General features: G+C 60.9%; 12 protein-coding genes. 3 read left to right on the top strand and 9 right to left on the bottom strand.

All coding sequences use genetic code 11. The features are described from left to right. Positions 1 to 5: 5 nt before the first annotated feature. From urtC to urtA, 3 genes are all read right to left on the bottom strand, one after another. Positions 6 to 1,169, bottom strand: coding sequence for an urea ABC transporter permease subunit UrtC (urtC, locus tag AC1DMK_RS24240; RefSeq protein ID WP_477862659.1), 1,164 nt, complete (start codon positions 1,167 to 1,169; stop codon positions 6 to 8). Then, positions 1,166 to 2,782: an urea ABC transporter permease subunit UrtB gene (gene urtB, locus AC1DMK_RS24245; protein WP_477862661.1), complete on the bottom strand. Its 1,617-nt coding sequence runs from the start codon at positions 2,780 to 2,782 to the stop codon at positions 1,166 to 1,168. Before urtB ends, urtC begins: the two co-directional genes overlap by 4 nt. Positions 2,783 to 2,976: 194 nt before the next feature. Next, a complete protein-coding gene (gene urtA, locus AC1DMK_RS24250; RefSeq protein ID WP_037062419.1) occupies positions 2,977 to 4,272 on the bottom strand; it encodes an urea ABC transporter substrate-binding protein in 1,296 nt (431 codons plus the stop codon). A 217-nt stretch (positions 4,273 to 4,489) separates the two neighbouring features. Here urtA and AC1DMK_RS24255 point away from each other — a divergent pair, with 217 nt between their 5' ends. The 3 genes from AC1DMK_RS24255 (at position 4,490) to AC1DMK_RS24265 (ending at position 10,099) form a co-directional block, all read left to right on the top strand. Beyond that, positions 4,490 to 7,876, top strand: a complete 3,387-nt coding sequence (locus AC1DMK_RS24255) for an ATP-binding protein (RefSeq protein WP_037062420.1) — start codon at positions 4,490 to 4,492, stop codon at positions 7,874 to 7,876. Next, positions 7,869 to 8,780, top strand: a complete 912-nt coding sequence (locus AC1DMK_RS24260; protein ID WP_037062422.1) for a response regulator transcription factor — start codon at positions 7,869 to 7,871, stop codon at positions 8,778 to 8,780. The genes AC1DMK_RS24255 and AC1DMK_RS24260 overlap by 8 nt, the downstream gene beginning before the upstream one ends. A gap of 125 nt (positions 8,781 to 8,905) precedes the next feature. Further along, positions 8,906 to 10,099: an acyltransferase family protein gene (locus AC1DMK_RS24265; RefSeq protein WP_477862664.1), complete on the top strand. Its 1,194-nt coding sequence runs from the start codon at positions 8,906 to 8,908 to the stop codon at positions 10,097 to 10,099. Between the two features lie 24 nt (positions 10,100 to 10,123). Here the strand turns inward: AC1DMK_RS24265 and AC1DMK_RS24270 are convergent, their stop codons facing one another. The 6 genes from AC1DMK_RS24270 to livM all read right to left on the bottom strand — a co-directional run bounded on the left by AC1DMK_RS24270 (position 10,124) and on the right by livM (position 15,849). Beyond that, positions 10,124 to 11,095 (bottom strand): 2-hydroxyacid dehydrogenase, encoded by a 972-nt coding sequence (locus AC1DMK_RS24270; RefSeq protein WP_477862665.1) that lies wholly within the window; start codon positions 11,093 to 11,095, stop codon positions 10,124 to 10,126. 138 nt (positions 11,096 to 11,233) lie between these two features. Further along, positions 11,234 to 12,358, bottom strand: coding sequence for a branched-chain amino acid ABC transporter substrate-binding protein (locus AC1DMK_RS24275; protein WP_037062426.1), 1,125 nt, complete (start codon positions 12,356 to 12,358; stop codon positions 11,234 to 11,236). 118 nt (positions 12,359 to 12,476) lie between these two features. Beyond that, entirely contained in the window at positions 12,477 to 12,830 is a 354-nt protein-coding gene (locus tag AC1DMK_RS24280) for a DUF6867 family protein (protein ID WP_477862667.1), read from the bottom strand. 24 nt (positions 12,831 to 12,854) lie between these two features. Further along, positions 12,855 to 13,583 carry an ABC transporter ATP-binding protein gene (locus AC1DMK_RS24285; RefSeq protein ID WP_477862669.1) on the bottom strand — a complete coding sequence of 243 codons (729 nt, stop codon included), beginning with the start codon at positions 13,581 to 13,583 and terminating at the stop codon, positions 12,855 to 12,857. Next, on the bottom strand, positions 13,583 to 14,437 hold the full coding sequence (locus AC1DMK_RS24290) for an ABC transporter ATP-binding protein (RefSeq protein WP_477862671.1): 855 nt from the start codon (positions 14,435 to 14,437) through the stop codon (positions 13,583 to 13,585). The genes AC1DMK_RS24285 and AC1DMK_RS24290 overlap by 1 nt, the downstream gene beginning before the upstream one ends. A gap of 20 nt (positions 14,438 to 14,457) precedes the next feature. After that, on the bottom strand, positions 14,458 to 15,849 hold the full coding sequence (livM, locus tag AC1DMK_RS24295) for a high-affinity branched-chain amino acid ABC transporter permease LivM (RefSeq protein WP_477862673.1): 1,392 nt from the start codon (positions 15,847 to 15,849) through the stop codon (positions 14,458 to 14,460).

Raw genomic sequence — 15,849 nt, forward strand, 5'->3', positions numbered from 1 at the left:
GGCGCTCACTCCGCAGCCTGGATTTTTGCATCGATGCCCTCTTCCTGTTTGGCAGGCGAGGCATCGCTGGCGAGCGCCTTGCGCTTGCCCATGTACTGGCCGAGCGTGCCGACGATCCCCTTGGGCAGGAATATGGTCACGGCGACGAAGAGGCCGCCAAGTGCAAAGAGCCAGAATTCAGGGAAGAGGCCCGTAAAGATCGACTTGCCGCCGTTGACGAGAATGGCGCCGATGATCGGACCGATCAGTGTCGATCGCCCACCGACCGCCGTCCAGATGACGACTTCGATGGAATTGGCCGGAGCGAACTCGCCCGGATTGATGATGCCGACCTGCGGCACATAAAGAGCGCCGGCAATCCCCGCCATCATCGCCGAGACGACGAAGGTGAAGAGCTTGAAATGCTCGACGCGGTAGCCGAGGAAGCGCGTGCGGCTTTCCGCATCGCGAACGCCGACCAGCACCTTGCCGAACTTCGAACGCACGATGGCGGATGCCAGAAGCAGCGAGAGCGCCAGGAAAAGCGCGGTCGCGGCAAACAGAGCAGCGCGCGTGCCGTCCGCCTGAATGTTGTAGCCGACGATGTCCTTGAAATCGGTGAGACCGTTATTGCCGCCGAAACCCATGTCGTTGCGGAAGAAGGCAAGCAGCAGTGCGTAGGTCATCGCCTGCGTGATGATCGAAAGGTAGACCCCGTTGACGCGTGAGCGGAACGCGAACCAGCCGAAGACGAAGGCGAGCAGGCCCGGCACGACAAGCACCATCAATGCCGCAAACCAGAAGTGGTTGAAGCCGTACCAGAACCAGGGCAGCGCCTTGTAGTTCAGGAACACCATGAAGTCGGGCAGGATAGGATCGCCGTAGCTTCCGCGCGCGCCGATCTGGCGCATCAGATACATGCCCATCGCATAGCCGCCGAGTGCGAAGAAGGCGCCGTGGCCGAGCGAGAGAATGCCGCAGAAACCCCAGACGAGATCGAGCGCCAGCGCCAGCAGCGCGTAGGTCAGGTACTTGCCGAACAGCGACATGATGTAGGTCGGGACATGCAGCGGATGGGTCGGTGCCGTCATCAGGTTGAGGACGGGCACCAGCACGGCAATCGCCAGAAGGAGGACGAGTGCAACGACGATTTTGCGATCGAGAGACCGGAGAAGGAAGGCCGTAATCATGCTTCCACCGCCCTTCCTTTGAGTGCGAAGAGCCCGCGCGGCCGCTTCTGGATGAAGAGAATGATGAGCACTAGCACCAGGATCTTGCCGAGCACGGCACCGGCGAAGGGCTCGAGGAACTTGTTTGCGACGCCGAGCGACAGAGCGCCGACCAGCGTGCCCCAGAGATTGCCGACACCGCCGAAGACCACGACCATGAAGCTGTCGATGATGTAGCTCTGGCCGAGGTTTGGCGAGACGTTGTCGATCTGGCTGAGCGCCACGCCCGCCATGCCGGCAATGCCGGAACCGAGCGCGAAGGTGAAGGCATCGACCCAGCCGGTGCGGATACCCATCGAGGAGGCCATGCGCCGGTTCTGCGTGACGGCGCGCATCTGCAGGCCGAAAGCAGAGCGCTTCAGCAGCATGAGGAGTGTCACGAAAACAGCCATCGAGAAAACGATGATCCAGAGGCGGTTCCAGGTGATCGACAGGCCGCCGAGTTCGAAGACGCCCGACATCCAGCTCGGATTGCGAACCTCCCTGTTGGTCGGTCCAAAGATCGAACGTACCGCCTGCTGCAGGATCAGCGAAACGCCCCATGTCGCAAGCAGCGTCTCAAGCGGCCGCCCGTAGAGGTAGCGGATGACGGCACGCTCGATCACCAGCCCGACGAACCCCGTAAAGACGAAGGCCGCCGGAACCGCAAAGGCCAGAGAATAGGTCGCGAGGCCGGGAAATGCCGAAGCGATGTACTCCTGCACGACATAGGTCGTGTAGGCGCCGATCATCACCATCTCACCATGCGCCATGTTGATGACGCCCATGACGCCGAAGGTAATGGCAAGGCCAATGGCCGCAAGCAACAGGACAGAGCCGAGCGAAAGGCCGTACCAGACGTTCTGCACCACGTCCCACAGAGCAAGGCTGCGGTTGAGCGAGTTGATGTGCGCCTGGATCTCGCCCTTGAGATCATCGGGCGCAGTTTCCGTAGCCGCTGTCAGGATGGTCAGTGCGTTGCGTCCTCCGCGGGCCGCAATCGTGTCGATGGCCGATTTCTTCTCCTCGGCACTGACGTCGCTCTTCAGCATCATGACGGCGCGGGCAGCTTCCATCGTGTTCCTGACGTCGGCGTCCTTCTCGCCTGCAAGCGCGGAATTCAGCAGATCGAGATTTGCCGGATCGGCGTCCCTGAGCAGGCCCTGCGCGGCGGCAAGCCGCGCGCCGCGGTCCGGGCTCAGCAGCGTCAGCTGGCTCATTGCGGAGCTGATGACGCCGCGAAGCGAATTGTTGATCTTGACCTTGGACATGACATCTGGATCGACGTCGCTGGCGGCTTCGCCGCTGATCGGATCGGAATAGGTCGGCTCGTCATCCGTGCCCCCCTGCAGCAGGACAGGGCCGCCGTCCGGATTGACGTAGAGCTGGCCCTCGCTCAGCTGTTGCAGGATCTGGCTGACCTGCGGGTTCTTTGATGCGACAAGCGCCGTGATGGCTGCCTCGCGCTCGGGGAAATCGCCCACGCCAAGCGCATCGACGAGAGGGTGGATGTCTTCCTGTGCCTTGAGCACGGTCGCAAAGGCCGGCATTGCCAGGCAGAGCGTCAGAAGCAAAATCTTGACGGCGCGATACATCGGCTTTCTTGCCTCGGTTATCGTTGGCCTTCCGGCGCAATCGGGAAAAATATGCCTTCAAGTCGGGTGCGATCCACAGTGAGGACCGTAGCCGTCCGAAGCATCAAGGCTGCACTTCGGAGAGATGAGCTTCCGCCCGGACAGGAGGGCCGGGCGGAAGCTGATTCAGGCTATCGGAGTGACGGGGTTCGCACTCAGGAGCCCTTGCCGCCGCACTTGCCCGAGGCGACGTTGAAGTTGCCGCAGTTCATGGGCTTGCGCCAATCGGAGATCAGATCCTTGGAGTCCGGCAGGTAGTCGGACCATTCGTCGCCGACGACGGCAGGCGTCTGCTGGACGATTTCGAACTGGCCGTCGCCCTGGATTTCACCGATGAGAACCGGCTTGGTGATGTGGTGGTTCGGCATGACGGTCGCATAACCGCCCGACAGGTTTGGAACGGTGGTGCCGATGATCGTGTCGAGAACCTTGTCCGTGTCGGTCGTGCCGGCGGCCTGAACAGCCTTAACCCAGGCGTTGAAGCCGATATAGGCAGCTTCCATCGGGTCGTTGGTCACGCGCTTGTCGTTCTTGGTGTAGGCATGCCATTCCTTGATGAACTTCTTGTTGGCCGGGCTTTCGACCGACTCGAAGTAGTTCCAGGCAGCGAGGTGGCCGACGAGCGGCTTGGTGTCGAGACCGGCAAGTTCTTCTTCGCCGACAGAGAAGGCGACGACCGGGATGTCGGTTGCCTTGACGCCCTGGTTGCCAAGTTCCTTGTAGAACGGAACGTTGGCGTCACCATTGATGGTGGAGACGACGGCGGTCTTCTTGCCGGCCGCGCCGAATTCCTTGATCTTGGAAACTTCCGTCTGCCAGTCGGAGAAGCCGAACGGCGTGTAGTTGATGATGATGTCTTCCTTCGGAATACCCTTGGCGATGAGGTAGGCTTCCAGGATCTTGTTGGTGGTGCGCGGATAGACGTAGTCGGTCCCTTCGAGCACGAAGCGCTTGACGCCTTCCTTCTCCATCAGATAGTCGACGGCCGGGATGGCCTGCTGGTTCGGAGCGGCGCCGGTGTAGAAGATGTTGCGCGAGGATTCTTCGCCTTCATACTGAACCGGGTAGAACAGGATCGAGTTCAGCTCTTCGAAAACAGGCAGAACCGACTTGCGCGAGGACGACGTCCAGCAACCGAACACGGCCGCCACCTTGTCCTTTTCGATCAGCTCGCGTGCCTTTTCGGCAAACAGCGGCCAGTCGGACGCCGGATCGACGACGACGGCTTCAAGTTTCTTGCCGAGAAGGCCGCCCTTCTTGTTCTGCTCGTCGATGAGCATCAGCATGGCGTCTTTCAGCGTCGTTTCGGAGATCGCCATCGTGCCGGACAGCGAATGGAGAACCCCGACCTTGATGGTGTCGTCAGCCGCAACAGCGGCTCCGTGGAATGCGGCCGTAGCCGACATGACGGCGCCAAGAACGGCGCCTGAAACATATGATCTCAGTTTCATCTGGTTGATCCCCTCTTCTTGTTCGACAACAGGCCGAAAACGGCGGTTAACTGTTGCTTAAGGGACTATCCGGTGCTGCACTGCGAAAGCGTATACGTAATATGACGTAGTAGACGGGGCGAAATGTGCAGTTTTGCGTTGCAATGCACTCTTAAGAACCGTGCCGATCCATGTTACGAACGTCTCACAAGGGGAACGAAGGGGCCGATACACACGCATGGCAGCGCGGCAACGCATCATCCCGGTGAGACGGGAATACAATCGCTGGGTCGCCAACCAGACGCTGGAGGACTACGCGCTGCGCTTCACCGCCAAGAGCGCGCGGCAATTCTCCTCGCAACGCATCTCACAGACAGCCATCGGCGCCATTTCCTTCCTCGCACTTGAGGCCATCGGTGGCGCCATCACGCTCTCCTACGGCACGACAAACGCATTCTTCGCCATCGTCGTCGCCAGCATCGCCATGCTGGCGATCGGCCTGCCGATCAGCCGCTATGCAATTCGCCACGGCGTCGATATCGATCTTCTGACCCGTGGCGCCAGCTTCGGCTACATCGGCTCGACGATCACGTCTCTGATCTATGCCAGCTTCACCTTCATGCTGTTTGCCATCGAAGCGTCGATCATGTCGGGCGCACTCGAGCTGACGCTCGGCATTCCGCTGTGGATCGGCTATATCATCAGCGCCGTCATGGTCATTCCGCTGGTCACGCACGGCGTAAGGCTGATCAGCCGCTTCCAGCTGCTCACCCAGCCTTTCTGGATCGTTCTCAACGTCCTGCCCTTCATCTTCATCGCCTTCTCGGACTGGGAGAAATTCGATCTCTGGCGCGCCTTCTCCGGCATCCGGCACGCCTCCGGTCCGCCGGGCACGATCGCGCCATTCGACCTCGTCGAGTTCGGCGCTGCCTCCGCCGTCATCCTGGCGCTGATGTCGCAGATCGGCGAGCAGGCCGACTTCCTGCGCTTCCTGCCGCCCGAAAAACCGACCAAGTGGCGTCACCGCCTCGCCGTCTTCCTCGCCGGCCCCGGTTGGGTCGTCATCGGTGCGCCGAAGCTGCTCGCCGGCTCATTCCTCGTCGTACTCACCTTCGCATCGGGCGTCCCCGTCGACCGGGCCGCCGATCCGGCGCAGATGTATCTGACGGCCTTCGGCTACATGATCCCCTGGCACAACGCGGCCTTGCTGCTGATGGCGGCCTTCGTGGTCATCTCGCAGCTGAAGATCAATGTCATGAACGCCTATGCGGGCTCGCTCGCGTGGTCGAACTTCTTTTCGCGCCTCACCCACAGCCACCCCGGCCGCGTCATCTGGCTGGTCTTCAACGTGGCGATTGCCCTCCTCCTGATGGAACTTGGCATCTACAAGCTGCTCGAGGAAACGCTCGGGATCTTCTCGATCATCGCCATGGCGTGGCTCTGCACGATCTCGGCCGACCTCTTCATCAACAAGCCGCTCGGCCTCGCCCCTCCCGGCATCGAGTTCAAGCGCGCCCATCTCTACGATATCAACCCCGTCGGCCTCGGCGCCATGACGCTGTCAGCAACGATCGCGCTGATCGCCCATTTCGGCGCTTTCGGCACGGTCGCCGCCTCGCTCGCCCCCTATATCACGCTGGTGGTCGCCCTGACCGTCTCGCCGCTGATCGCCTGGGGCACGAAGGGCAAGTTCTATCTGGCGCGCAAGCCGCGCCAGAGCTGGAAGAACCTGACGAACATCACCTGTTCCGTCTGCGAGCATCCCTTCGAGCCGGAGGACATGGCATGGTGCCCGGCCTACGCCGCCCCCATTTGTTCGCTGTGCTGTTCGCTCGACAGCCGCTGCCACGACATGTGCAAACCCAAGGCGCGCTTCAACGCCCAGGTAGGTACGGTGGCAAAGGCCGTGCTGCCGGAAACCGTCATCGAGAAGCTGACCACGCGCCTCGGTCGCTACGGCATCGCTGTGGTGCTCGCGCTGACCGCCGTCGGCGCCATTCTCGCCATGATCGCGCATCAGGTGTCCTCCGCCTCGCCGGCGACTGCCGAGGTCGTCAACGGCACGATCCTGATCGTCTTCTTCGTCTTCGCCGTCATTGCAGGCGTGGTCTGCTGGTTCTACGTGCTGGCGCACGATAGCCGCGTCGTGGCCGAGGAGGAATCGTCTCGCCAGAACACGCTCCTGCTGAAAGAGATTGCCGCCCACAAGAAGACGGATGCGGCGCTTCAGAACGCAAAGGAAACCGCCGAGGCCGCCAACCGCGCCAAGAGCCGCTACGTCGTCGGTCTCAGCCACGAGCTGCGCACCCCGTTGAACGCAGTGCTCGGATACGCGCAGATTCTCGAGCGCGACGAGACCATCCCTACCCCGCGCCAATCATCGATCAGGGTCATCCGCCGCAGCGCCGAGCACCTGTCCGGCCTGATCGACGGCCTGCTTGATATCTCCAAGATCGAAGCCGGCCGCCTGCAGGTCTATTCGAACGAGATCAACATCCAGGATTTTCTCGACCAGGTGGTCGACATGTTCCGACCCCAGGCGCACGCCAAGGGCCTTGCCTTCGACCATGTGCGCGCACCTGCCCTGCCGCAGTTCGTGCGCACCGACGAGAAGCGCCTGCGCCAGATCCTCGTCAACCTGCTCTCGAACGCCATCAAGTTCACCGACGAAGGCAGCGTCGCCTTCGACGTCGGCTATCGCAGCCAGGTTGCCACCTTCACGGTATCCGACACCGGCCGCGGCATCGCACAGAAGGATCTGAGCCGCATCTACGAGCCCTTTGAGCGTGGCGAAGCGGAGAACATACGGCCGATGCCCGGTCTCGGCCTCGGCCTGACCATTACCCAACTGCTGACCAACACGCTCGGCGGCGAGATCTCGGCGACGAGCGAGAAAGGCAGGGGCTCCACGTTCCGCGTCCGGCTGATGCTGTCGGCCGTCCTGCGCGAAATCACGCCGCCGCCGCAGGAAAAGAAGATCGTCAGCTACGACGGTCCTCGGCGCACCATCGTCGTCGTCGACGACAATGAGGATCACCGCGAGATGATGCGGGAAATCCTCGCCCCCCTCGACTTCGTCGTGCTGACCGCCGCCGGCGGCACCGACTGTCTGACCTTGATCGAAGGCATCCGGCCGGATCTCTTCCTGGTCGATATATCCATGCCCGGCATGAACGGCTGGCAGCTCGTCTCCCGCCTGCGCGAGGCCGGCCAGACGTCGCCTATCGTGATGCTGTCGGCGAACATCGGCGATGCAGCCGCCCATAGCGACAGTGACGACAGCCACAACGACGCGATCGGCAAGCCCGTCGATATCAGGCAGTTGCGCGACAAGCTCGCTTTGCATCTCGGCCTCAAATGGATGTACGCCGACCCCATGCCCACGCCACCTGTCAGGACGAAGCAGCGCCTTGAGAGCCCCGGTGCCGCGCATGTGCAGGAGTTGCTTCGGCTCGGCGAGATCGGCTATATCAGAGGCATCGAAGCAAAACTTGCGGACCTTGCCAAGGTAGAGGCAAATCAGCCATTTACCGAAGAACTTCGCTCCTATGTCGCCGCCTTCGATCTCAACGGCTTCATGAACGTCCTTCACCGTTTTGATGAAAAGGTAGAACCCCTTGGCTGAGCTTCCGCGCGATATCGTTCTGCTGGTGGATGACTCGCCGGATGCGCTCGGTTTTCTGACCGATGCGCTGGAGCAATCGGGTTTCTCCGTGCTCATCGCCACCTCCGGCTCGGCCGCACTCAACATCGTCGAACGCATCACCCCCGACCTGATCCTGCTCGACGCCGTCATGCCGGCGATGGACGGTTTCGAGACGTGCCGGAGATTGAAGGCAAACCCTGCGATCAGCCAGATACCCGTCATCTTCATGACCGGACTGACGGAGACCGAACACGTCGTGCATGCGCTCGAATCCGGCGGCGTCGATTACCTGACAAAGCCGATCAACATCGATGAACTGCGCGCGCGCATCGGTGTCCACCTGAGAAACGCCCGTTCGGCACAGAGCGCGCGCGTGGCGCTCGATGCAGCCGGTCGCCATCTGCTGGCGGTCAAGGGCGACGGCAACATCCATTGGTCGACGCCGCAGGCAACGCGCCTTGTCAACGCGGCCATGGGCAGCGACGACGGCATGGATACGGTCATCAGCACGATCGCGGGCTGGATGAAGAACCGCACCGTATCCGTGCGGGAAAGCCCCATTTCAGTCGCGCACGGCGGCCAGGATGTGCTCCACCTCGCCTTCCTCGGAACGATTGGCCCGGACGAATACCTCTTCCGCCTGACGGCAAACAATCAGCGCGCCAATGACGAGGTGCTGCGGCAGCGTTTTTCCCTGACCCAACGTGAGTCCGAGGTGCTGCTCTGGATCGCAAAAGGCAAGGCCAACCGCGATATCGGCGAGATCCTTGGCCTCTCGGCTCGCACCGTCAACAAGCACCTCGAGCAGATCTACGTGAAGCTCGGCGTCGAAAACCGCGCCTCCGCGGCGGTCAAGGCGGCACATGTCCTGCACGAGATGTGATGTCGCCGCCAACCCGGCTTGAAGGCTCGGACTTTACCAAGCTTGCGCAGCGATTCTTAACCCCTCTCTCGTACAACAGAGAAGGCCCGACAAGGCCGCGGTAGCAACGGACCTTACGGCGGGCAATGAAGGACAGGCTTTACTATGTGGATCGTCTGAGGATCTTCGCCTTCGCGATCCTCCTTGTCTACCACTCGTCGGCTGCGTTTCTGCCCGACATGAAGTGGTTGATCCACAGCGAAAAGACCAGCGATACGCTTTCGCTCGTCGTGGATTTTCCGCGCGCATGGCGGCTGGCGCTGCTGTTCTTTGTCTCAGGGATGGGGGTGTCGTTTTCGTTCGGCTCCGCCAGCGGCATCTCCTTCCTGCGCAAGCGGACGGTTCGTCTGCTCGTTCCGCTGCTTTTCGCGATGGCCGTCATCGTCGTACCGCAGGTCTGGTATGAACGGATGTACGAGAACGGCTATGAAGGGTCGCTGATCGACTTCTGGCTCACCCGGTATTTCACCGAAGGCCGCTACCCCAGGGGCAATTTCACCTGGGCGCATATGTGGTTCGTCGCATATCTGCTTGTGATGTCGGTGATCTGCTATCCGGTGTTTCGCTACCTGTCGCGGCCTGAAAACAAGCTGGCGATGTGGTTCGAACGTGCATCCAAAACCAATCTCATCTATTTGTTTTTCCTGCTGCCGCTTGTGCTCAACCTGGTGCTGTCGCCGCTGTTTCCACGACAGACGAATGCGCTCTACAATGATGGAGCCTGGTTTGCGGCATGGGCGAGCTGGTTCGGCCTGGGCTTTCTGATCGCCCGCCATCATCGCGCTCTGATAGGCTCAATCATCGACCGGCGTTACGTCAGCGCAGCAATCGCACTCGCAACGACGGCGCTTCTTTATCGCTATGCCTGGGCGCTACCGAGCGAACAATCGATCGGCAGCTACGCCGACAATACGCCGCTTTTCAAGACCGGCGTTTTCCTTCTGGCCTGGACGATGATCCTGACGCTCGTGGGCTTTTCCGCCCGCCATTTCAATCAGCCCAGCGACAGGCTCGTCACCCTCAATCGCCTCGTCTTTCCACTCTATATCGTCCACCAGACGGTGACGGTGGCGGCACTCTACTATGTTCTGCCGCTCGACCTGCCTGCCATCGCCAGTTTTTCGATGGTGACGGCCGCGACCGTCCTGATTTCAGGTCTGTTCGCCGTCGCGGTGGATCTGCTGCCAGGACCAGGGCGTATGCTGTTTGGCCTATCGGCAAAGAGCCCGAAACGCGCCGCAACAGCCAGATCGTCAATTGCGATACGTGATCGCGCCTAGCGCCGGACGTCTCTCGTGCAGAACTCAAGTCACCCGATCCGGCGGCTCCCTGCCCTCGAAGAACGCGGTGATGTTGTCCACGACCTTCATACCCATAGCAGTCCGGGTTTCCTCTGTCGCGCTGCCGAGGTGCGGCAGTAGCACCACGTTCTCCATGGCCTTGAGCTTCTCTGGCACGTGCGGCTCTGCCTCGTAGACATCAAGGCCGGCGCCGCGAATGACGCCCTGGTCCAGCGCCGAGATCAACGCCGTCTCATCGACGACGTCACCGCGAGCGGTGTTGATCAGGTAAGCACCTGATCTCATTGCCGCAAATCGCGCCGCATTCATCAGATGTCTGTTCTCCGCTCCGCCCGGGCAATGCAGCGACACGAAGTCGGATGCTGCGAGCACATCTTCGACAGCAGGCAGCTGACGGGCACCGTAACGCGCCGCCTCCGCGGGATCGATCGTCGATCGGTTGTAGAAGACGACATCCATGCCGAAGCCGAAATGGCAGCGCTGTGCGAACGCCTTGCCGATACGGCCGAAGCCGATGATACCGACCGTCTTGCCGGTGACCTTCGTGCCGATCATATGCGTCGGGCACCAGCCATGCCATTCGCCGGCGCGAACCTGCCGCTCGCCCTCCCCGCCACGGCGCGCGACGGAAAGAAGCAGCAGCATGGCGATATCGGCGGTGCAATCGGTCAGTACGCCCGGCGTGTTGGTGACCGCGATGCCCCGCGCCTTGGCCGCCGCCACGTCGATGTGATTGTAGCCGACGCCGAAATTGCCAAGAATCCTCGTCCGGATCGGATCGCCGTCAAAGACGGAAGCGGGCAACCTGTCAGATACGGTCGGCAGCACGGCGTCGTAGTCCCGCAATGCCGCCGCAATTGCCTCGATCGGCATCGGGCGGTCGTCGTCATTGAAGCGGACATCGAAGCGCTGGGAAAGTGCGGACTCGACCGCGGCGGGCCAGCGCCGGGTCAGGAGAATCGTCGGGCAGGACATGGCAAATCCGTATCTGTTGGCTGGGCCGGGACGATGCTGCAATTGCATGGGGCTGGCAAGGGGTGCTCGGAAGCGATCCCCGAAAGCAAGAAGCCCGGCACAAGTGCCGGGCTTCGATACTGCTCAGAGGCCAGGCTCTTACTTGGCTTCCTGCGGGAAGTAGCTGAACTTGCCGTCCGGGCCCTTCTTCCACTCGTACATGATGTAGCCAGGAAGCTTCGGATCGCCCTTTTCGTCGAACGACATGTCGCCGAGAACGGTCGGGAACGGTCCCTTTGCCTTCATGGCAGCCGCAACGGCTTCAGCATCGGTCGAAGCGGCGGCCTTGGCAGCGCCAGCGATCGTCTGCAGCGCAGCGTAGGAGTACAGCGTGTAGGCTTCAGGGTTGAATCCGGCTGCCTTGAACTTCGCAACGAGGTCCTTGTTGGCCGGGTTCAGTGTCGGATCCGGGCCGAAGGTGTTCAGGGTGCCCTGGACAGCGTCGCCGGCAATCGATGCCAGTTCGTTCGAAACGATACCGTCACCCGAAACGAGCGTCGCCTTCAGGCCCTGGTCGGCAGCCTGGCGGATGATCAGACCAGCTTCGGTGTGGAGACCACCCCAATAGATGATCGATACGCCGGCTTCCTTCATCTTTGCGATGAGTGCCGAGAAGTCCTTGTCGCCGGTGTTGATCCCTTCGTACATGACTTCGGTGATACCAGCGGCATTCATGGCCTTCTTGGTTTCGTCAGCGAGGCCCTGACCGTAGGGGGTCTTGTCGTGGACGACAGCGATCTTGGCATCCTTGAAGTGGTCGGCCAGATACTTGCCGGCGATCGCACCCTGCTGGTCGTCACGACCGCAGGTGCGGAACGTGTTCCACAGACCGCGCTCGGTGAACTTCGGGTTCGTAGCAGCCGGGGTGATTTCGAGGATGCCGTTTTCGGCGTAGACTTCCGAAGCCGGGATCGAAACGCCCGAGTTGAAGTGGCCGATCACAAACTTGACGCCGTCAGCAGCGAACTTGTTGGCAACCGAGATGCCCTGCTTCGGGTCCGAGACGTCGTCGCCGAGCACGATCTTGATCTGCTCGCCATTGATGCCGCCAGCAGCGTTGATGTCAGCAGCTGCCTGTTCAGCACCCTTCTGGAGCTGAGCGCCGAATGCTGCGTTGGGGCCAGTCAGCGGACCGGCGACAGCAACGAGGATGTCGGCCCATGCGTTGCCGCTGAAGGCGACCATCGCCGTCAGAGCCACTGCCGACAGAAGAGACTTCTTCATTATGTTACTCCCAATTTTTTAGCGGGTTCCGTTCCACGACCCAGCGCAATACCCACTTTACTGCACCAGGAAACTTGTTCCAATCTAGGGGCAATCAGTCCCTAGATTCAACCGGTTGTCAATGTTTTGCCTTCCAGGAGAAGGGGGAAGTCTTTTCGTACAGCCAGTAGTAGTTATTGACCATCTGGTTGGTCCGGCGATAGCGGTAGCCGGCCGTCGAGAAGATCAATAGAAGAACCACGTCGATGACGTAGTAAAACGCGCTGAGGAATGGCCCGTCGAAGAGCGCGTGATGCAGGAACTGCATCGCGACCCCCAGCAGAAGCGTATAGGCGATGACCAGCGGATAATTGCTCCATCCGTCGGCCGCGGCTCGGCCCGAGCGCCATGCCGTCCAGAATCCGATGAGCACGACCACGAAACGGATGATGCTGCGAACGCCGGTATCGCTTTCAAAGAAAAGTCCCTGCATATCAAAGTCTCCCCTTCGTCATGCTCAATGCCGTCCGCCTTCGAGATAAGCAGCGCGTACTTCCGGATTTGCCAGCAGCTCGCGCCCGGAGCCGCTCATAGTGACCTTGCCGTTGACCATGACGTAGGCGCGGTCGGATAGCTTCAGCGCCGCAAAGGCGTTCTGTTCGACGAGGAATACGGTAAGCCCGTCTTCCTTGTTGAGTTTCCTGATCGCTTCGAAGATGCCCTTGACGATCAGCGGTGCCAGGCCGAGCGACGGCTCGTCGAGAAGCAGAAGCTTCGGACGTGCCATCAATGCGCGCCCGATCGACAGCATCTGCTGTTCGCCGCCCGAAAGCGTCCCGCCGCGCTGCGACTGGCGCTCCTTGAGGCGCGGGAACATCGCGAAGATCTTCTCCACGTCCTCATTGAAGTATTTGAGGTTGTCGAGACCCGCACCCATCTGGAGGTTTTCCGTGACGGTCATGCGCGGGAAGATACGACGGCCCTCGGGCGACTGCGCAATGCGCAGTCTGGCGATCTCGTGCGTCGGCATCCGCGTGATATCGCGGCCTTCGAAAATGACCGAACCAGTGCGCGCCTGCGGGCTACCGCAGATCGTCATCATCAGCGTCGACTTGCCGGCGCCGTTGGCACCGATCAGGCTGACGATTTCGCCCTGGTTGACCTCGACGTCGATCCCCGCCAATGCGCGGATGTTGCCGTAGTAGGTTTCAACGCCCTGAACTTTCAGAAGTGGTTGACCGGTCATCAGTTTGAGCCTCCTTCGAGGTTCTCGACGGCTGCAATCACTTGTTCCACTTCCTCGTCCTCGACACCGAGATAGGCCGCAATGACCCTCGGATCATTCTTCACTTGGTCGGGCGTTCCATCCGAAATCTTCTGGCCGTATTCGAGCACGACCACATGGTCCGAAATTTCCATGACGACGGACATGTCATGCTCGATCAGCAGGATGGACGTGCCGGTGTCGGTCCGGATGTCACGAAGCAATGCATTGAGCACCGCCGATTCACGCGGGTTGAGGCCCGCCGCAGGTTCATCGAGGCAGAGCAGTTCCGGCTCCGTGCACATGGCACGGGCGATCTCCAGGCGGCGCTGTGCGCCGTAGGGCAGATCGCCGGCCGGATCATCTGCCCGATCGATCAGGTTGGCCTTTTCCAGCCAATGACGCGCGAGCTCGATCGAAGCCTTCGATTCTGCGCGGTACCGGCCGATGCCGAGCAGGCCGAGGATCGTATAGCCGGAAGCCTTCATCAGCTTGTTGTGCTGGGCGACGAGCAGATTTTCCAGAACGGTCAGCCCGGAAAACAACCGGATGTTCTGGAACGTACGGGCGACCTTGGCTTCCTTGGTGATGCGGAAGTCCGTCAGCCGCTCGAGCAGGAATTCCTTGCCGCTCTTCTGCTGCATCGTGATCATCCCCATCGTCGGCTTGTAGAAGCCTGTGATGCAGTTGAACACGGTTGTCTTGCCGGCGCCGTTCGGCCCGATCAGCGCGGTGATGTCGCCGCGCTTGGCTTCGAACGAAAAATCGTTGATGGCCATCAGGCCGCCGAACTTCATCGACAGGTGCTCGACCTTGAGCAGAGTATCGCTGGTCATGTTGGTTTCCTGGGGGCTCATCAGCCGTGGCCCTCCTTGGTGAAGCTTCCGGAGACAGTCTTGCGTTCCTTGAGGAAGGCCGTCGGCTCACGCGTTCCGACGAAGCCGCGCGGCTTGATCAGCATGACGACGACCATCGCCAAACCGAAGAGCAGCATGCGGTAGAGTTCCGGCGTGAAGTCCGGCCCGAAGATCGCCTTCAGGAAGTCCATCTCGCGCAGCATTTCTGTACCGCCGACCATGACGATCGCAGCGATCGCGATGCCTGTCAGCGATCCCATGCCGCCGAGAACGACGATGGCGAGGATGACGGCCGATTCCAGGAACACGAAGGATTCCGGAGATACGAAGCCCTGGCGGGCCGCGAAGAACGAGCCGGCAATGCCGCCGAACATCGCGCCCGTTGCAAAGGCCGTGAGCTTCGTCGTCACTGTATTGATGCCGAGCGAGCGGCAGGCGATTTCGTCTTCGCGAAGAGCTTCCCAGGCACGGCCGATCGGCATGCGACGCAGACGGATGGTGACGTAGGCCGTCAGCATGCAAAGCGCCAGGATCAGATAGAAGAGGAAGATCTTGTAGTAGGCAGACGAAATCGGCAGGTGGAAGAGCTTGGCAAAACCGTGGGGCGACGCATCGAACGGAATGCCGAACAGTGTTGCCTTCGGAATGCTCGATATCCCGAATGTCCCCTTCGTCACGTCAGTCCAGTTGATGATGACGAGGCGGATGATTTCACCGAAAGCCAGCGTCACGATCGCCAGGTAGTCGCCACGCAGGCGAAGAACCGGGAAGCCGAGAATGACGCCCCAAAGTGCAGCCAGAATGCCCGAAAGCGGCAGCAGCAGCCAGAAAGACAGGCCGAAATAGCTCGACAGCAGCGCGTAGGAATAGGCGCCGACCGCGTAAAAGGCCACATAGCCGAGATCAAGCAGACCTGCGAGACCGACGACGATGTTGAGACCCCAGGCAAGCATCACGTAGATCAGGATCTGGATACCGAAGTTATCCACCCATTTCAGCGATCCCTGAGCACCGACCAGTGCGACGATGACGACGGGGTAGAGCAGCAGAACAGCCAGCGCGATCTTCAGGAAGTGCTTGTGGAAGAAGCCCTTGTCGGTCGAGATATCCAGCTCGCCGCTGCGTGCCTTCGCCAGCTTGCGCGCATCAAGGTGCGGGCGCAGGAAGACGACGACCGCGAACCGGCCGACAGCCGCGATAGCGACGAAGATTGCCAGCAGACCCCAGCGTTGGACGATGATGAGTTCGTTGCTGATGTTCTGGTCGGTCTTCAGACCGACATAGAGCACGAACATGCCAAACGAGATGACAGCAGCGAACAGAGCTTCTTTAATACCCTTCTGGACAAGTCCGGATGCGGGCTTGCCAGGGGCGTTTTCAACATTTGCCAT

The organism is Rhizobium sp. 05L419 (assembly GCF_056397845.1).